Genomic DNA, 17,850 nt, shown 5'->3' on the forward strand with positions numbered 1-17,850 from the left:
GCCAGCACTATGCTCCGAGTCAATCGAGCGATAAAAAACGATCGATATCCGCCAATAGGTTCGGGGAAATTCGTTTCTGCTGCACAGCCTCTGCGGCAAACTTCGGCATCGGGCGCGCTGAGATAACTTGGTCGAAGCCGCCAAGCTCGCGCAAACGGCCGAAATATTCCTGCTTGCCCGACTTCCGGTACAGAGCTTCGTTCAAGGAGAACGCGGCAGTCCGTAGTACGTCCGAGTCGGGCTCCAGTCGCCACATTGCGAAGCGAACGGCAGCCTGTTCCTGATCACCGGCGTATTGTTCCGCCATACGCTGCAGCTCGTCCAACGCTTCGCAAGGACGGATCCGTCCCAAACGCGTCTTCACATACAGGCGCTGCACAAGAAGCTTGAACTGCAAGTCCCGCCGTTTGAGCCGAATGGCGAGCTTCAGCGCCTCGTCGGCAACCTCCGCGCAACCTGCCATCTGATTCTGCCGCTCCCTTAGAAGGCTCGTGAAATAGAGCGCCTCGCATTCGAAGAAAGGGATGCGAAGCAGCTTGGTTAACCTCGCCGATCGTTCGATCCATCGTCCGGCTTCCTCATACCGATGCTGCTCCATTAAATTGCAGCCTTCTATGCCGAGCACGACGGCGGCAATATGCCAATCCTGGATGCGCACCGCTTCTTCAAGGCAGAAGGCGATGCATTGTTCCGCTTGCAGGCGGGAGCCGAGCAAATAATAATATTTGCCCAACATACCCACCCCCATCGCGAAGCCCATTTGCGCCCCGATCGACTTGCTGATCTCCAGCTTCTCGACGATGCGGTCGTAAGCGAGGTCCATATCGTCCGTCTCTAAATAAACCAACGCCAATCCGCCCAATGCATCTCCGACGAAAAATGCGTCCCGGATTTCCGTAGCGAGGCCGATTTGTCTCCTGAACCAATAAATCGCTTGGTCATACTCGCTTTGGTCGTAATGCAGGAAGCCGATCATGCCCAGGAACCGGACATCGTCTTGCGTTTTCGTTTGATTTCCGGTGCGAGACAATTCCATTCTATCCAAGAAGTATCGAAGCGACTTATCGTAGCTTGCCATAAAGTAATGCAAAATACCGAGCGTTCCGTATGCGAAACCGAGTCCTTCATAGTCCTCAGTCAACTTGAAGTGGTAGGACGCCCGTTCCAGATGGAATCCGGCTTCCTCATATTTGCCCATCAGTCGCAAGCAGTTGCCGAGCGCGACGTCGCAATAGGACCGCTCATTGATCGTGACCAAGTATCCATAACGCTCAAGCCATTGCTTGTAAGTCTTCTCCGCTTCGTTCCAATTTCCCGTCACGATCAAAGCGTCGCCGAGCTTCATCAGAACGGGTAAAGTCCCTTTTGCCGGCAGCAGGCTGAAGAGCTTCCGATAATAATGGATTCTCGTCTCATTGGCATAGATCTTCTCCGCCGCCGTCGCTGCCAATTCATAGTAGGCAACGGCCTCTCGATCCATCCCCGCAAGCTCGTAGTGAAAGGCGATTTCGCCGGCAACCGGTTCGATCTGCAAGCAATGATAGGCGAGTAAACCTTCCGCGATTTGCCGGTGACACCTGCGCCGCCTGCTCTCATTGTTCAGCTTGTACGCGGTTTCCTTGACGATGTCATGGGTGAAGCCGTAATTCCCGCCCCCCACCTCCTGCAAAACCTTCAATTGCACGAGCTGCTCCGTGCGCTCTAGAATCGCTTCCTCCTCCATGTCCGTTACCAACGTCAATTGCGCTGCGGAGACGGGCCTTCCGACGGCAGCGATGATTGATACAAGCTTGCGATTGACCGGCGACAGCCTGTTCAACCTATTTTCGATAACGGATTTCGCCACTTGCGACAAACGGAATTCGCCGCTGTCCCCGCTCGTTTGCCATTCCCGCAACGTTTCTACAATAAATAACGGATTGCCGCCGGTTTCCGCATATAGATTCGCGGAATGGCGGTCGGCCAGCGCATCGCCAACCGTTTCGACCGCCAAGCGGGCCGTTTCGTCCCGGCTTAGCGGAGCCAGCTCGATATCGATCAGCTTCCGCTCGGACCGAAGCTCGCCCAGAACATAAGCGACGGCATCTCCCGCTTCTTCGTCCGTTCTCATCGTCGCCACCAAAAGCATTCTGGCTTTGGAATCGCCTCGGATCAGGTAGGACAGAAACCGAAGCGTCTCTTCGTCGCTCCACTGGATATCGTCAAGGACAAGCATCAGCGGCTCGCTGGCCAGCAGCATCCGTTCGATCGCTTCGAACCATTGGTTCAACTGCCATTTCTCTTGAATCGGAGACGGCTTCGGCAAGTCTGGATATTGCTCCAACAGTTCGGGAAGCAGACGCGCCAATTCGGACAACCACACCGATCCGAGCTTCGGCGGCGGAAGGCTCCGGAGCCAGTTGGTTACCGGCATATAGGATAGCGACCTGACCGACGGATAGCAGCCGGCAAAAGCGGTTTGAATCCCCAAGCTTTCTAAGCATGCCTTAAACTCCATGGCCAATCGGGTTTTGCCGATCCCGGCCTCCCCCTTCAACAGAAGCAGGGCGTTTCCGCCGGCAGCGATTTGTTTCCATGCGCCCAGCAAGCTTTCCCATTCGCCTATTCTGCCGATCAGAGTGACTTTGCTTTGCAAGGCCGCGGAAATCCCGCTCTCGTTTTTCGTCAGTCCTTCATACAGAAGCAGCGTCTCCTCCGAAGGGGCGATTCCAAGTTCGGTATGCAGAACGCCGTGCAGCTTCCGAAATGTTTGCACAACGCCTGCCATATCTTTGTTCAAGGCATGCAGCCTCATCACCGTGCGATACGTTTCCTCCCTTAACTGGTCCTGCGCAAGCAGCTTTTGCGCGAAGAACAGAGCCGACGCATGATCCCGCTGACGTTCCATCAAGGAAACGAGCTTGTCGAGCGCGGTCAAGTAGGTTTGCGCCAACTGGTCCCGTTTCACCGCGAGCCACTCCTCGCCGAACCCGGGCAGCAGCTCGCCTCTGTACAGCTCTTCCGCTCTGCACAGCTCGTGAACGGTTGTTCCTTGCGCCGCCCGTTCGAATTCGCGCACATCCGAATAGAAGGGCAGCTCGGTATTCAAGCGGATGGATGCGGGCGTAATCTTAAGATAGCGGTCGATTCTCGGAACGGATACCCGAAGATCGTGAAGAAGCTTCCGCAAATTGGACAATGCTTGCTTCTCGCTGGAGTCGGGCCAGAAATGAAAAGCGATTTGCCTTCTGCTGGAAGACGCATCAATAGCGAGAATCAAGTAAGCCAGCAGCAGTGCAGCTTTTTTGCCGGAGATTTCCGATAGTTCTTCGCCGTCGAGGGTAAATTTCAAACTGCCTAACAACTGAAAATTGCAGCCTGCCAAACGGCTCCCCTCCAATCGTAAATCGGATCATTGTCAATTGTATTCTCTTATCGAGCGGAAATCCCTTTCGAGAAGCCGGATAAAAAAAGATCCTTTGACAGGGGGTCAAAGGATCTAAATCGTAATGACGAAGATTTCTAATTGCGAGCCTCCAGCATGCGGACGATGGCCGACGCGGCTTCCGCACGGGTGGACACCGCTTGCGGCGCGAATTTGCCGTCCTGGATATCCCCGGCGTTGATGATCCCGATCTCCTCGGCTTTGGAAACGGCGGGTTTCGCCCATCTCGGAATGTCCGCATCGTCGGTGAAGCTGGTCTGCGGCACATTGCCGGCCGTAGAGAAGCCAGAGGCGCGAATGACCATTGCGATCATTTCCGCATGGGTAATGTTCGTATTAGGCCGGAACGTACCGTCTTCGTACCCGTGGATAATGCCGAGCTTCACCGCCTGCCGGACAGCCTTCACCGCCCAGGCTCCGATTTTATCCTTATCTTTGAAGCCGAGCGGCGCTCCTTCCTCTTCTGAGGGCAGCCCTCTGACGATCATGCTGGCAAATTCGGCTCGGGTAACGTTCCCGTCGGGCCGAAACGTGCCGTCCGAATAACCGAATACGATGCCGAGCGCCACCGCTTTGGTAATTTCCGGGCCCAACTTGTGCCCCGCAATGTCCGTCAGACTCGCCGCATCCGTTTGCGGAGAAGGAGGATTATTTGCGGGAGCAGGAGGATTGTCGTTCGTTGCGGCTGATACGGTCACGACACATTGTTTGTAGTATCCTCCATCCTCTGACGTTGCCGTAATCGTAGTCGTGCCTGGTCCAATGCCCGTCACTTTGCCTGTAACGTCCACTTCGGCAATGCGATCGTCACTGCTCGACCATGCGATTTCTTGATAAGAAGCATTGCCCGGAATTGTTGTCGCCTGCAGCGTCTCGCTTTGCCCGGCGTCCAATTTGAGCGTGGCTTTACTCAGGTTCACTCCGTTAACGTGTATCATGCCGATAGCATACAACTTATGATCGCCAGAACCAATATATACCGCACCGTCAGGACCTATCGCCGATGCGGCGACGATCTGGCCATTGGTTCTGAACTCCCATTTCTTCGTTCCGTCCGTTTTAATCGCGTATAGCTTCATATCGGCCGATCCTATATAGACGGTGCCGTCTGCTCCGACTGCAGGCGCGGCTACCATAATGCCCTCCGTATCGAATTTCCATTTCTTCGTTCCGTCGGGTTTGACTGCATAAATGCCAGAGTTGCCCGATCCGACATAGATTGTGCCATCCGGACCGATCGTTGGCGATGAATAGGAATTGCCTCCATATAGCTTTTTATCCAAGGGATACTCCCATCTCTTCGTTCCATCCGGTTTGATAGCATACAGTCTCTCCGCACCCGAAGCGATATAGACGGTACCGTCTGTCCCGATGGCCGGCGACGTCTTCACTTCGTTGATCGTTGTAAATTCCCATTTTTTCGATCCGTTCGGATTTATCGCATAGAGTTTCTTATCGCGGGAACCGACGTAGATGGTGCCGTTAGAATCGATGGCGGGTTTGCCGCTCATTCCGCCTCCTGTTACGAACTCCCATCTCTTCGTACCGTCCGGTTTGAGCGCATAGAGCTTGCCATCCTCACATTCAACATAGATGGTACCGTCTTCGCCAATGGCCGCTGTGGAGTATATGGCGCCTCCTGCTTCGAACGCCCACTTCGGCTTTCCGTCAGGAGTGATTGCATATAGAGTTTCACTCGAGCCGACATACACGGTGCCGTCTGCGCTAATCGCCGGCGATGAGTAGACGGCTGCTCCCGTCGCGAACTCCCACTTCTTCATCCCCTTTTTATCGACTGCATAGAGCTTCCCGTCCGTAGATCCAACGTAAACAGTGCCGTCTGGACCGATTGCGGGCGAAGACGAGTTGATCGCCCCCCCTGTTTCAAACGCCCATCGCTCCACGCCGTTCGAACTCGGCATATACAAGCGAATGTCAATGTTCGGGTTGACCTCTATCCATAATTCCGGATTTAACTGAACATCAAGCGCCTTAGCGGATTGAAACGGAATTAGACAAGCCAATAGCAAGGCACCAGAGAAAGCAAGATAAAGAGATTTCTTATCAAACACAGTGAGACCCTCCTTTCCGACTATTCTATTGCAGCGAGCGCTTCAAAAGCGTTTCCCTCGCCCGCTGCCCTATTTGAAACGCTTTTGAAGCGCTTATCCTGTTATGGTCTTTCATGATGATTCGATCAAAAACATTGGAGGAAGATAATTGATGAAGAAGACAAGCGTTATTCTATTACTCGTTATCACCGCTATGCTTTCGCTTTCAGCCGGAGCGTTCGCCGCCAGCAATCTCACCGAGATCAAAGCCTACCTCAACTCGGGGATCAACTTCCGTCTGGACGGCAAGCCTTGGCGCCCTCTCGACGACAAAGGCAAGGAAGTGCTTCCGATCACGTATAACGGAACGACCTATTTGCCTCTTCGGGCAATTGCCAATGCCTTTGACATTCCGATCACATGGGAAGGATCCACGCAAACCGTCGGAATGCGCGAGAGCAGCAACCTCACGTTGTATTCCAAAGAGGTGAAAGTGGATAATTGGAGCGAGAAGTTTTACGATGTGGTCGATAAAAAGCAACTTGTTTTCGGAAATCATCAGTATGAAGGAGCCTACGCCTTCTCGGCGGAAAACGTGGGGTTGGGTTGGTATGAGGGATCGCCTTACCTGAAATTCAACTTTGGAAAAAAACACAATACTTTGCATCTGATTCTGTACGCCTCCTCGTCAATGAAGATCAGGGTGCTGAACGGCAATAATCAGCAATTGACGGAGGAGATCAGTCTCGAGGCCGATCGGGTTACTGAACTGGATGTAGACCTGCAAGGCAGCCAATATGCCTTAGTATCGGCTTACGATGCCGCTAATCAAGCCGAGAAACCGCTTCTCTATATTTTGAAAGACAGCTATGTTACGACGGAACCCCTTCCGGCTTCGCAAAAGTAAATCTGACGGCAGCTACCGCACCCTTATTACTGTCTTGGCTCATCGGGAAACGCCTGATATAGCTTGATATCTTTAGTGCTTGGCGGACCTAGCCGGATCGAACCGCCGACTTATTCGCTGCCAGCGAAGCGTTCTCCCGTTGCGGTCGGTTTCATAGCCTACGCCGCAAATCAAAACGGCTGCCCTCTTCATGGCAGCCGTTTCTCTTTCAAGTCGCAGATCCGCTGCGTCCGGCGTAATAAATTTAATTTCAGACATCGATTATTCAGAGCGGTATAGCTGGCCGCATGCCGCGTTAATGTCCGATCCGAATTGGGTTCGGACCGTGATGTTGATACCCTTTGACTTCAAAATTCGAACAAACGCTTTAATCCGATTAGGATCCGATTGCCGATAGCTGTCTGGCGTAACTTCGGTCGAATTGAATGGAATCAAGTTAACGTGGTAGAGATGATCCCCTGGTCCCCTTCCGCTTAACAACTCGGCAACTGCTTCGGCATGCGCCTTCGAGTCGTTGACTCCTCGAAGAAGAATATACGCAATATAAACCTTTCTCCCTGTATACCGGATGTGACGATCCAATGCCTTCAACACGTCGCGGACAGGAAATCGGTCGTTGATCGGCATCAGCTCGCTTCGCTGATCGTCGAACGGCGAATGCAGCGAGAAGGTTAGATTGACCTGCGGAAATTCCCGTGTCAGCTTGTCGATCCCCGGCAACAGGCCGATGGTGGAAACCGTAATTCGTCGATGTCCTAAACCAAAGAGATGCGGGTCGGTCAAAATCGTAATGGCATCAAAAATATGCGGGTTGGCGAGCGCCTCCCCCATGCCCATGAATGAGACGCTGTCCAAAGCGTGGCCGTTCAAGCGAAAGTGCAGCAGTTGGTCAGTGATTTCGTCGGCGGTCAGATTTCGTTTAAGGCCGATGGTACCGGTGGCGCAAAACTTGCACCCGAATCCGCAGCCGCACTGCGTGGAAATGCAATACGATTTCCACCCCCGCTCATAGGTAAGTCGTACTGCCTCCACGCGTTCGTCGCCCGCTATGGCAAACAGCACCTTGCTGACCTGTTTCGACGTGAGTTCCTTTACCGGAACGATGCTGCAGACGTTCGGACCAAGCATTCGGATCAACTCGTCGCGCAAAGCTTTGGGCAGTATGGTCAAACGTCCGTATTCGCCGACGTTTTGCTTGAAAATCGCGTTCATAATCTGAGCATACCGATACTCGGGTTGCTTAAAGTCGGACAACATTCGCCGAATCGTTTCATATTTCGAGGTTAGTCTCATGTCTTCTCCTTACCGCCGGAGAAAACGCAAAAAAGCAACCGTTAGTTGGCGCTTTGACACGTCATTAACCAACTATATCGAAAAAGCGCGTACGTTTGCAGACGGATCGCTACGTGCACCTATCGATAGATTGGTAAAACTCCGGCAACCGATTTGTTTTTTTGTGAACCGCTACACCAAACAGGAATCGGTTCACGCAATCATCTACAACCTCAATCTTCATCGTTTTCATCCTCCTAGTAATGGTTAATCTCTTTCAGTTCCGCAATCTTTGTCGCGATATGCTTGCAAAACTCGCTGTCATGCTCTACAGAAAGGATGGTCGGAAAATGCTCCAGCAGCAGTTTTTCGATTTGCATCCGGGAGATGACGTCGACAAAATTGATAAGCAAACGTCAGGTTCGTTACCTTGATCAATGGCATGTGTCGGCAACATCCTTTGTCAAAATAAAAAGAGCTACAAGAAAGTTACCTTTCTTGTAGCTCAAAAAATACGGCACATCCAACCCGGTGCAGGGTATGAAGAGGATCAATTTTTGAGTGAAAAGAATAAGGTAACTTTCTTGCCGATAAAGAATAAAACAAATACTGATTTATTCTTTAAAAAGCGGCAAGAAAAATTACATTATCCTCTTCAACTCCAATCGTTAAGTGTCAGCGCGATTTTAACATACCCGCTTCTACATTGCAACATCCTAAAAATGAATTACTTTCTTATTTTTAGCAGCAACGTGGTAAGTTAACATACTGATTAACTTTTCTGACAAAGAGATTCGACGATAACAATCATAGTGATAAACGAATATTAAGGATCGATATCGAAGAAATTACGCAATAGGCGCTGCTCCAGCCCTTTTTCATCGGTTGTCAGTTCCTGCATGATCGGAATGCTCATATCTGTATTCGGGTTGTATTTAAGACCCCAGTGCATAATCTCAAAAACGACGGGAAACAGATCAAGGGCTTTTTGCGATGGACGATACATCGTTTGCGCGCGGTTCGACTCGCCTTCTATTTTGACAAGCAGGCCCGCTTCAACGAGCGATTGGAGCCGTGCACTCAATATATTGGTTGAGATTCGCTCGGAAGAAGCAAGAAACTCGCGGTAATATCGCTTGTTATGGATGAGGACGTCGCGCAGGATGATCAGGCTCCAAGGATCGCCCCAGATGTCGATCGCATCACGCTTTCATTTTTCAATATCGTAATTGCATATTGCAAGTACGTTGATTATACTTGAAGTGAGCTCGAAATAGGCAAAAACCAATCCGCCTTCTAACCTCTTTTCGTGTGCTTAAACAAAACTCAAATTGAAAGGAAGTTTATAAATGAATGGTAATCATTTCAGCGTTGTGGATGTCGGTCCTTTTAACAATCTTATGAATTCGTCGAAGGACCCCGCTCCAGGTAAGTACTTTCTGAAGGACAGGCTTGAACTAACCGGTATGGAAGTTTCAATGAATCAACTTCCGGAAGGGGGCTCTATCCCGTTCTATCACACCCATCGCGAGAATGAGGAGCTATACGTTTTCACTGGCGGCCGAGGCCAGTTTCAGGTGGATGGACAGATTTTTGATGTAAAGGAAGGAACGGCTATCCGTGTTTCCCCTGAAGGCGAACGCACGCTTCGAAATAATGGTACTGGAGATTTGTATTTCATCGTAATTCAAGTCCAAGCGGGCAGTCTCCGTCAGTGGGTTGAAACGGATGGCGTCATACTCGAAAAACCTGTGACCTGGCTGGAATAGGATCAGTTCTATTGGATTCAACCCTACGGAACACCCTGGTTCGATCAGCTTAGTCCATCCAAAACAAAAAACACGCCTGTTTCGGCGTGTTAAGTTTAATGTTTGGTGGACCCTAGCGGGATAACGATATTCTGATTAACCTTGCTGACGAAGCACACTCGACGAAGCAGATCGCAGCGGTAAATATCGATGCCGTGCTCGTCCGTTGAAGTTCTTCAATGTAGTATCTCAGCACTCTCTGCGCGCGGAACGACCCAGTTTGGTTCGATCTACGCTAGGCCACCAATTAAAAAAGCAACCCTTATAGGGTTGCTTGAAAGTTTTAATTTGGTGGACCCTAGCGGGATCGAACCGCTGACCTCTTCGCTGCCAGCGAAGCGCTCTCCCAGCTGAGCTAAGGGCCCGTAAATGGCGACAAAATAGAGTTTAGCACACAAACAAACACGCTGTCAACGGACATCGCCAATTTATTATTACCTTTTTTGACACGACATTATTATGCCGATCACGACTCGCACGTTAGTCCGCCTGTATCCATTCCAACCATACTTAATTAATCATCAAATTCCATGCTTGCTCATCAACGTATTCAATTCTTTAAGAAACATATTAATGTCCTTGAATTGCCGGTACACGGACGCGAATCGAACATAGGCAACCTCGTCTACGGAATAGATGTGCTCCATAAGCAGCTCTCCGATAATGCGGCTTTCCACTTCGGCGTGTGCCGTATTGCGAAGCTCTCTCTCGACGTCCGAGACGATCACTTCCAGCTGTCCGACGGATACCGGACGTTTCTCGCACGCGCGCAACAACCCGCGAAGCACTTTATCCCGGCTGAACTCCTCGCGGCTTCCGTCTTTTTTGATCACCATTAACGGCGTTTCCTCGACGGTCTCGAAGGTCGTGAACCGACGGCTGCACTTCTCGCATTCCCTGCGGCGGCGTATCGATTTGTTGTCGTTCGCGGGACGCGAATCCAATACCTTCGTCCCGCTGTAGTCGCAATAAGGGCATTTCATAACGGCGATTCCGCCTCCCAGAACATTATTTTTATTTCCAACCCTTCCCTTACATGAACAGAAAAATAAAGCACATAATACAGTTACCAACCGCAAGGAGGTGAACAACAATGGCCGGACAAAACAGCAACAGCAATCAATTGCTTGTCCCCCAAGCAACTGCAGGATTGAACCAATTGAAGTACGAGGTCGCTCAAGAGCTTGGTATCGCCATCCCACAAGATGGATATCAGGGGAACATGACAACAAAAGATAACGGTTCAATCGGGGGTAACATTACTCGCCGCTTGGTGCAAATCGCCGAGCAACAACTGGCAGGCCGCTAATCGCCAACCGAAAGCACTTAATACCGGGAAGCTTTGAAGCGAACTGCTTCAGGGCTTCCTCTTCATTGCGATTACAGCGTCTTATATACTTTCTGATACTTCTTATAATAATACATCACACGTTGCACGTAATGTCTAGTCTCTCCGTAAGGAATATCTCGTATCGTTTGCTCTTCTCCGTTCCAAACCCCTTTTTGAAGCCATTGCCGCACTTTCCCCGGACCTGCATTATAAGCCGCTAAGGAAATGATCAAATTCCCGTCGAATTGGCGATTAAGCTCTTTCACGTACCATGAGCCGAGAGCAATGCCGGCATGCGCTTCCTGGCCTGCGTCCTTCACCGTAATACTGCCGAAATCGTCCTGTTCCAAGATCCAATTCGCGGTGTCCGGCATAATCTGCATAATGCCGACCGCGCCCTTGGGAGAAACCGCATTCAGCTTATAATTGGATTCTACCCGTATAATGGCCGCGATAAGCAGAGGATCCAACTCGTATAGGGCTGCGTTCCTTTTGATCTCTTCGGTGAAGGAGATCGGATAGATCCAGCGACCGAGCCAATCCGACTGAACGAACAAAGCGGCTAGAATGATAAGAACAAGGGGGAGGATTATTCTTTTGCGTTTCATTCTTTTCCTCATTCCAGCCCCTTTTCCCGCCAGAAGCGATCGAGCTGCTCCTTCGTATGCTCTAAGCTTCCGCTGTTGTCGATCAGAATATCCGCCTTGATCTTCTTATCCTCGATGTTCATCTGCGCGTTTAGCCTCTTCAGAGCTTCCTCCGAGGTTAGCTTATCCCGTTCCATCAAGCGCTGCAACTGAACGTCGCGCGGAACGTACACAACCATGATTTGCTCAAAATAGGACTCCAGCCCGGACTCGAACAGCAGAGGAACATCCACGACTACGAGCTTATTCGGTGTATGGCTTTCATGATAGGCCATTCTTTCTTTCATTACGGCACGAATAGCCGGGTGGATAATCGCTTCGAGCGCTTTGCGTTCGGACGGATCCGAGAATACGATCGAGCCCAGCTTCTTGCGGTCAAGCATTCCGTCCGCTTGCAACACGGCTTGTCCGAATCGCTCCGCGATAGCGAGCAAGGACGGCTGCCCGGGTTCCACGACTTCCCGGGCTATTCCGTCAAGATCTATCAATATCGCGCCGCGCTCCGTAAGCCCTTTGGCGACGGTACTCTTGCCTGTGGCGATGCCACCCGTTAATCCGATGTTCATCGTTACTCTTCCTTTAATCCTTTTATATAAACAATTTGAAGATTCCCATAGCGATTAGAATTATGCCCGGCAACATCGATAGCTGTCTGACCCATCGCCATCCGGATGCGACGAATCCGACTCGAGTACCTAACCATAGAAACAGGCCGCTTGAGGTTGCGATGAGCATCGCGGTCAGTACGGGCGGGAAGCCAACCAACGCGGCTCCGATTCCCGCTCCGAATGCATCTAGGGACAATGCCGTTCCCAGGAAAAACGCTTCTCCTGCGCTGATCGTACCCGAACGGTCCAAGTCGGCCGCGGAAGGCGTACGCAATATTTGGATGATAAAGCCGAACAACCTCAGCTCAAGCTTAAGCACGGGACTCTGATCGAGCGGCTTGGACGCGCCATCTTTAGAATCCTCCGCGCTGATTTTCCCCGTCTCGTAATTGCCGCTCCGTATGAATTGAATCAGGGCGACCAGTCCGATTCCGATCAGAATAATCGCGCCTACGGCCGAAGCGGCATGAGGACTCATCCAACCCGTGATCGCAACTCCAGCCATCATCGACAGCAGAATAATGAGTCCGGAACACGCGGAAATGATGAAGATGGAATGGATCGGAATCTTGATTTTCCTCACGCCGTAAGTGATGCCGACTCCGAAACCGTCGAGGCTGACCGCGAAAGACAACAACATTAGCGAGGCGACAGGTGCCATCATATCGTATTTCCCCCTGCATGGATGCTTACCCGAGCCTCCGTAACCGGAGCCGGGTTCTGTTCATCCTATGCAAGATACGGTTTGATTGCCCCCCGCTCAAGCTACTTTCATGTGCGAATGCCTATAGCCCCTCGCCGTCTAATCGACGTTTCACGGCATTGCGGCGCGGTTGTCTCGCTGCGGATCCGTTAGCGGCATTCCCTGTGCGGGGTTGCTTCTGACATTTCGGACAGACGTGCGTGCCCCGGCCTCCGACGACGGACTTCTCAATGGGAGTGCCGCAATTGCGACAAGGCTCTCCGGTTCTGCCGTATGCCTTCAAGCTATGCTGGAATAGCCCCATTTCTCCTTGGCCGTTCACGTACGACTTGATGGAGGAGCCTCCTGCCTCCACCGCCGAAGACAAAGTCTCGACGATCGCCGCGTGAAGATTTTCTTGCTCCTTCCGCTTCAGCTCGTTCCACGGCGTCTCCGGGTGGATCCCCGCCGAATGCAACGCTTCATCCACGTAAATGTTGCCTAACCCGACAACGACCTCCTGATTAAGCAGCAGCGGCTTAATCTTCGTGGAACGGTTGCCGAGCGCGCGCCGGAACGCGTCCAACGTGAACCGTTCATCCAAAGGCTCCACTCCAAGTTTATTCAAAGGAGGGGCTTGTAATTCTTCGCCGGGTAAAAAGAGATGCATCGTTCCGAACTGGCGGACATCCTTATAACGCAATTCGGTTCCATCGGTGAAATGAAAAATAACGTGCGTATGCAGCTCCTGCGGCTCTTTCTTATCGTATAAGCCATAACGCCCCTCCATCCGAAGATGGGAAACGAGAACGAGCCCGTCCAATACGAGCCTCAGAAACTTGCCCCTGCGCTCGACGGACTGGAACGTCCTTCCTTCCAGCTCGGCGGCGAACAGAAGCGGATCATCCGGCTTCTGCAAAATGCGCGGCAGGTTAACCGTCACTCGCTCGATTCGTTTACCGGCGATGAGCTGGTTCAACGTTCGGCGAACGGTTTCCACCTCGGGCAATTCGGGCATGATGATCCTCTCCTTCCTTATTATTTCGCTTCGTACCAGTTGCTTCCTACGCTGACTTCCGCCAATAGCGGCACATCCAGCTCCAGAGCCGTACTCATCACTTCCGGCACTAACTCCTTCATGATCTCCAGCTCCTCTTGCGGAACCTCGAACACCAATTCATCGTGTACCTGCAGCAGCATTCGGCTCCGCAGTCCACGTTCGAGAAGAGCTTCGTTCATGCGCATCATCGCCAGCTTGATAATATCCGCCGCGGTTCCTTGTATCGGCGTATTCATGGCCGTCCGTTCCGCAAAAGAGCGCAGATTAAAGTTGGAATGGCGGATTTCCGGCAAATACCGGCGACGATCCATTAGCGTCGTCACATAACCGTCGTTCCTCGCTTTCTCCACGATATCCACCATATACTTGCGTACGCCGGGGAAGGCTTGGAAATACTGTTCGATGAATTCGGCCGCCTCGCCGCGGGTAATGTTCAGGTTCTGGGACAGCCCCCAATCGCTTATCCCGTATACGATTCCGAAATTGACCGCTTTCGCTTGACGGCGCATGTTGGAGTCCACTTGATCGGCGGGAACCCCGAAGACGTCCATCGCGGTTTTCGTATGGATGTCCATCTTGTTCACGAACGCTTCCTTGAGGCCATCATCTCCGGATATATGCGCCAATACGCGCAATTCGATCTGCGAGTAGTCTGCCGCGAGAATCGACCAACCGGGCTCCGACGGCACGAAAGCTTTGCGGATTTGACGCCCCTCTTCCATGCGAATCGGTATATTTTGCAGGTTCGGGAATTGGCTGGACAGCCTTCCCGTCGCCGCTATCGTTTGTTTATAGAACGTATGAATCTTGCCGGTAGACGGCTGAATTTCTTTAAGCAGTCCTTCGATATAGGTCGATTGCAGTTTCGTCAACTGGCGATAATGCAGGATCAAACGTACGACCTCATGGTACGGCTCCAGCTTCTCCAGTACTTCCGCATCGGTAGAATAGCCCGTCTTCGTCTTCTTGATGACGGGAAGCCCCAGCCGCTCGAATAACACTTCTCCCAATTGCCTAGTCGAACCGATGTTGAACTCGAAACCGGCCAAATCGAATATGTCCTTCGTCATTTGTTCGATCCGCCGCTGAAACTCCGTTCCTAACTCCTGCAACGCTTCCGCCTTTACCGTTATCCCTTGCTTCTCCATTCCGGCAAGCACGCCGGACAAAGGCTGTTCGAGCTCGTAGTATAGCCGATTCATTCCGAGTTCTTCCAGCTTCTCGGCAAGGTGCGGCTTCAACCTGCGAATCGCATCGGCTTTGGCGGCCAAATGCTTAGCCAGCGCTTCTTCCGCCGGAATACGAGCCTTCGCGCCTTTGCCGTACACGGCTTCGTCCGACGGGATAGGCGCCAGGCCGTTACGCTGCAGCAAGCCATGAAGGGACGGATCCGCTTCGGTAGGGTCGAGCAAATACGCCGCGAGCTGCACGTCGAACGCTTGCCCCGTCAAGGCGATGCCCGAACTTGCCAATACAAGCTCCACGCGATGCAAGTCGTAGCTAACCTTCGGAGCATCGGCATTTTCGAGCCAAGCTCTAAGAGATGCCGCCTCAGGCGAGAGCAGCAACGAATAAGGAACCGCATAACATTCGGTACCCGCAACGATCAATATCCCGATTCCTGCCGCGTGGTGGGGATTGTCTCCGGAAGACTCGACGAGTACCGCTTCCGCGCTGGTTAACGCCTTGTTTAGACCGTCCCAACCGGCCGTATCTACCCGTATAACCTCATATTGGGAAGCCGTCTCCGCGTTCTCCGCTTCCGATGCCTCGTCCGCCCCTGCCAAATTCAATCTCTCGACGAGGTTTTTGAATTCCAGCTTCCGCATCGCGCCCGCCAGCACCGACTCGTCGTAACCTTTCCATGCGACATCCTCTAGCGCGTAATCAAGCGGAACTTCGCGGTATATCGTCGCGAGTTGCTTGCTCATCTTAGCGTCGTCCATATGGGCTTCGATATTGTCGCGCAGCTTGCCTTTGATTTCTTCGACATGATCCAGAACGTTCTCGACCGTGCCGTATTCATGCAGCAGCTTTAATGCCGTCTTCTCGCCAACCCCGGGCACGCCGGGAATATTATCGCTCGCGTCTCCCATTAGCCCTTTCAGATCGATAATCTGAGCGGGAGTAAGACCGTATTTCTCGCCGATTGCGCCCGGCGTATATTTCTCTACCTCGCTGACTCCTTTGCGCGTAATCCATACGCTTACTTGCTCCGTCGTCAACTGCAGCATATCTTTGTCCCCGGACACGATGATCGCGGACTTGCCTTGCTCCTCCGCCAGCTTCGCCATCGTTCCGATAATATCGTCCGCTTCGTAGCCCGCAAGCTCGAACTGCGAGATCGAGAACGCTTGAAGAAGTTCCTTCAGCAGCGGGAATTGCTCCGATAGCTCGGGAGGCGTTTTCTGGCGGCCGCCTTTATACTCGGAATACCCTTCATGACGGAAAGTAACTTTCCCCGCATCGAATGCGACGAGCACGTGGCTTGGCTTTTCTTCCTCCAGAACTTTAAGCAGCATCGTCGTAAACCCAAGAACGGCATTCGTATGCAGCCCTTTGCTGCTCGTCAAAGGCGGAATCGCGTAAAAAGCGCGATTAATGATGCTGTTGCCATCGATTAAAACCAGCTTGTCCATTCCATTGCTCATGACCTAGCGCCCACCTCACCGACATTATTCGTACGATTATCATAACATACTGCCCATTGCGTCGCACCCCGGAGCCGGTTGCCAACTAACAGAAAAAAGAACTTCCCCCTAAGCTTTACGCTTTGGGGAAAGCTCCTACCATAGTCTCGCCCGGATATTCGCTCGGCCTGCCGATCAAATACCCTTGCGCGAAGTCGAAACCCATCGCTCGCAGCAGCCTTAACTCCTCCGGCCTTTCGATTCCTTCCGCTACGGTGCGGATATTCATCTTCTTGGCGAAGCGGACGAACGTTCTGAGCATATGTTTCTTCATCTCGTCCTTGTCGGCCATCCGAATGAGCGATCGGTCTACTTTGATATAGTCCGGGCTTAATTCCACGATCGATTGCAGGGAGGAATATCCCGCTCCCGCGTCGTCGATCGCAATCTCATACCCTTGTCTGCGATAGTGCGACAGAATTTTTTTGGCCGCCTCGAAATCGTCGATCGAACTGCGTTCCGTGAGCTCGAATACGACTTGGCCCGGATAAAGTCCCCGTTCGTTAAGCCAGTTGACGGTTTGTCCGGATACGAAATGAGGATCGTTAATGATGCTCATCGTGACGTTGATGAAGATTTTCTGGATCGTGCCTAGCGTCGGACAATGGCGAATCGCCTTTTCCCTGGCGAGACGGTCTAACGCGAAAGCCATGTTGTTTCTCTCGGCGAATTGGAAGAGAGAGAGCGGTCCGTCGAACAAGCTCCCTTCCGGGCATCTCGTCAGCGCTTCGTAGCCGAACACTCTTCCGTCCCCTAGCCGCATGATCGGTTGATATACGCTTTTGATGCTGCTTTCCGTTAACAAACGCTCCAACTCTAGACGAAGCTCCCAATCGCTCTGATCGATGAGGGAGTCCCGAATCTGTCCCGTCGCTTTCAGTACGCCCCGATAGATAGAGTCTTTGAGCTGCCCGCGTTTCCAATCGCGCAGAGCGGCATATCCAATCCCTCTCTCCCGGTACCTAGCGGATTGGGAGAACGATTTGCCCGCTAACCCGGAATGCGCGATAATCGCTTCTTTCACCCGCTTGGCCAACCCGCGCAAATAGGGTTCGCTCTCCTCCTCGGCAAGAGATGCCGGCAGTTCGGCGTACAGCCACAGATGGCCCGCTACTTCGTCGCCGAACCATAGATCGCTGCGGCCCATGGACAAGGCCAACCAGTTAGGCCAATTAAACCCTTCCTCCCAGAGCTCGGACGAGAATCCGCTCCTCCACTCGGATAGATCTATTCCTATTATCCCAATATGGTGATGATGTTCGATTCTCTCTAGCAATCGCTCCATGCCAAACCAAGATGATTTCATTGTATCCAACACCATCTTCCGCAGATACTGTAAGTAAGGTTCAATAAGCCAGGTTCGCCTCGTTT

The 17,850-nt window shown here is 52.0% G+C and carries 15 protein-coding genes and 1 tRNA gene; 3 read left to right on the top strand and 13 right to left on the bottom strand.

Annotation, left to right across the window (positions count from 1 at the left end; translation table 11 throughout):
- Positions 1 to 19 precede the first annotated feature (19 nt).
- Both FPL14_RS05450 and FPL14_RS05455 read right to left on the bottom strand, forming a co-directional pair.
- A complete protein-coding gene (locus FPL14_RS05450; RefSeq protein ID WP_182302063.1) occupies positions 20 to 3,364 on the bottom strand; it encodes an ATP-binding protein in 3,345 nt (1,114 codons plus the stop codon).
- Positions 3,365 to 3,501: 137 nt separating this feature from the next.
- Positions 3,502 to 5,496, bottom strand: coding sequence for an S-layer homology domain-containing protein (locus FPL14_RS05455; protein WP_182302064.1), 1,995 nt, complete (start codon positions 5,494 to 5,496; stop codon positions 3,502 to 3,504).
- 151 nt (positions 5,497 to 5,647) lie between these two features.
- Here FPL14_RS05455 and FPL14_RS05460 point away from each other — a divergent pair, with 151 nt between their 5' ends.
- Positions 5,648 to 6,382 (top strand): stalk domain-containing protein, encoded by a 735-nt coding sequence (locus FPL14_RS05460; RefSeq protein ID WP_182302065.1) that lies wholly within the window; start codon positions 5,648 to 5,650, stop codon positions 6,380 to 6,382.
- Between the two features lie 261 nt (positions 6,383 to 6,643).
- Here the strand turns inward: FPL14_RS05460 and FPL14_RS05465 are convergent, their stop codons facing one another.
- From FPL14_RS05465 to FPL14_RS05475, 3 genes are all read right to left on the bottom strand, one after another.
- Positions 6,644 to 7,675: a Cfr family 23S rRNA (adenine(2503)-C(8))-methyltransferase gene (locus tag FPL14_RS05465; protein WP_182302066.1), complete on the bottom strand. Its 1,032-nt coding sequence runs from the start codon at positions 7,673 to 7,675 to the stop codon at positions 6,644 to 6,646.
- Positions 7,676 to 7,911: 236 nt separating this feature from the next.
- Positions 7,912 to 8,067 carry a hypothetical protein gene (locus FPL14_RS05470; RefSeq protein WP_182304235.1) on the bottom strand — a complete coding sequence of 52 codons (156 nt, stop codon included), beginning with the start codon at positions 8,065 to 8,067 and terminating at the stop codon, positions 7,912 to 7,914.
- Between the two features lie 413 nt (positions 8,068 to 8,480).
- Positions 8,481 to 8,852 (bottom strand): winged helix-turn-helix transcriptional regulator, encoded by a 372-nt coding sequence (locus FPL14_RS05475; RefSeq protein ID WP_182303860.1) that lies wholly within the window; start codon positions 8,850 to 8,852, stop codon positions 8,481 to 8,483.
- Positions 8,853 to 9,003: 151 nt separating this feature from the next.
- Between FPL14_RS05475 and FPL14_RS05480 the strand changes: the two genes are divergently transcribed.
- Positions 9,004 to 9,423: a cupin domain-containing protein gene (locus FPL14_RS05480; RefSeq protein WP_182302067.1), complete on the top strand. Its 420-nt coding sequence runs from the start codon at positions 9,004 to 9,006 to the stop codon at positions 9,421 to 9,423.
- Positions 9,424 to 9,751: 328 nt separating this feature from the next.
- Here FPL14_RS05480 and FPL14_RS05485 read toward each other — a convergent pair.
- Together FPL14_RS05485 and nrdR are read right to left on the bottom strand one after the other, a co-directional pair.
- Positions 9,752 to 9,827: transfer RNA gene (locus FPL14_RS05485), tRNA-Ala, on the bottom strand.
- Positions 9,828 to 9,983: 156 nt separating this feature from the next.
- Positions 9,984 to 10,445, bottom strand: coding sequence for a transcriptional regulator NrdR (nrdR, locus tag FPL14_RS05490; RefSeq protein ID WP_182302068.1), 462 nt, complete (start codon positions 10,443 to 10,445; stop codon positions 9,984 to 9,986).
- Between the two features lie 110 nt (positions 10,446 to 10,555).
- On the opposite strand from nrdR, the gene FPL14_RS05495 reads away from it, so the two are divergent.
- Positions 10,556 to 10,771 (top strand): alpha/beta-type small acid-soluble spore protein, encoded by a 216-nt coding sequence (locus FPL14_RS05495; RefSeq protein WP_182302069.1) that lies wholly within the window; start codon positions 10,556 to 10,558, stop codon positions 10,769 to 10,771.
- Positions 10,772 to 10,842: 71 nt separating this feature from the next.
- Here the strand turns inward: FPL14_RS05495 and FPL14_RS05500 are convergent, their stop codons facing one another.
- The 6 genes from FPL14_RS05500 to FPL14_RS05525 form a co-directional block, all read right to left on the bottom strand.
- Positions 10,843 to 11,400, bottom strand: a complete 558-nt coding sequence (locus FPL14_RS05500) for a lytic transglycosylase domain-containing protein (protein ID WP_229263791.1) — start codon at positions 11,398 to 11,400, stop codon at positions 10,843 to 10,845.
- An 8-nt stretch (positions 11,401 to 11,408) separates the two neighbouring features.
- Positions 11,409 to 12,005, bottom strand: coding sequence for a dephospho-CoA kinase (gene coaE / locus FPL14_RS05505; protein ID WP_182302071.1), 597 nt, complete (start codon positions 12,003 to 12,005; stop codon positions 11,409 to 11,411).
- Positions 12,006 to 12,027: 22 nt separating this feature from the next.
- Positions 12,028 to 12,711, bottom strand: a complete 684-nt coding sequence (gene ytaF / locus FPL14_RS05510) for a sporulation membrane protein YtaF (RefSeq protein WP_229263792.1) — start codon at positions 12,709 to 12,711, stop codon at positions 12,028 to 12,030.
- A gap of 121 nt (positions 12,712 to 12,832) precedes the next feature.
- The gene (gene mutM / locus FPL14_RS05515) at positions 12,833 to 13,747 is read right to left on the bottom strand and encodes a DNA-formamidopyrimidine glycosylase (protein WP_182302072.1); all 915 of its coding nucleotides are present in this window, start codon (positions 13,745 to 13,747) and stop codon (positions 12,833 to 12,835) included.
- Positions 13,748 to 13,767: 20 nt separating this feature from the next.
- Positions 13,768 to 16,428 (bottom strand): DNA polymerase I, encoded by a 2,661-nt coding sequence (gene polA / locus FPL14_RS05520; RefSeq protein WP_182303862.1) that lies wholly within the window; start codon positions 16,426 to 16,428, stop codon positions 13,768 to 13,770.
- 127 nt (positions 16,429 to 16,555) lie between these two features.
- Positions 16,556 to 17,785, bottom strand: a complete 1,230-nt coding sequence (locus FPL14_RS05525; RefSeq protein ID WP_182302073.1) for an EAL domain-containing protein — start codon at positions 17,783 to 17,785, stop codon at positions 16,556 to 16,558.
- Between the last annotated feature and the right edge of the window lie 65 nt (positions 17,786 to 17,850).

Source organism: Cohnella cholangitidis (genome assembly GCF_014107495.1).
Taxonomy (GTDB): Bacteria; Bacillota; Bacilli; order Paenibacillales; family Paenibacillaceae; genus Cohnella; species Cohnella cholangitidis.

What these genes read in the sequence shown, in the direction of transcription:
- FPL14_RS05460 (WP_182302065.1), top strand. Translation starts at nt 5,648, where the DNA reads ATGAAGAAGACAAGCGTTATTCTATTACTCGTTATCACCGCTATGCTT.
- nrdR (WP_182302068.1), bottom strand. Translation starts at nt 10,445, where the DNA reads ATGAAATGCCCTTATTGCGACTACAGCGGGACGAAGGTATTGGATTCG.
- FPL14_RS05480 (WP_182302067.1), top strand. Translation starts at nt 9,004, where the DNA reads ATGAATGGTAATCATTTCAGCGTTGTGGATGTCGGTCCTTTTAACAAT.
- FPL14_RS05500 (WP_229263791.1), bottom strand. Translation starts at nt 11,400, where the DNA reads ATGAAACGCAAAAGAATAATCCTCCCCCTTGTTCTTATCATTCTAGCC.
- FPL14_RS05465 (WP_182302066.1), bottom strand. Translation starts at nt 7,675, where the DNA reads ATGAGACTAACCTCGAAATATGAAACGATTCGGCGAATGTTGTCCGAC.
- mutM (WP_182302072.1), bottom strand. Translation starts at nt 13,747, where the DNA reads ATGCCCGAATTGCCCGAGGTGGAAACCGTTCGCCGAACGTTGAACCAG.
- ytaF (WP_229263792.1), bottom strand. Translation starts at nt 12,711, where the DNA reads ATGATGGCACCTGTCGCCTCGCTAATGTTGTTGTCTTTCGCGGTCAGC.
- FPL14_RS05495 (WP_182302069.1), top strand. Translation starts at nt 10,556, where the DNA reads ATGGCCGGACAAAACAGCAACAGCAATCAATTGCTTGTCCCCCAAGCA.
- polA (WP_182303862.1), bottom strand. Translation starts at nt 16,428, where the DNA reads ATGGACAAGCTGGTTTTAATCGATGGCAACAGCATCATTAATCGCGCT.
- FPL14_RS05525 (WP_182302073.1), bottom strand. Translation starts at nt 17,785, where the DNA reads ATGAAATCATCTTGGTTTGGCATGGAGCGATTGCTAGAGAGAATCGAA.
- coaE (WP_182302071.1), bottom strand. Translation starts at nt 12,005, where the DNA reads ATGAACATCGGATTAACGGGTGGCATCGCCACAGGCAAGAGTACCGTC.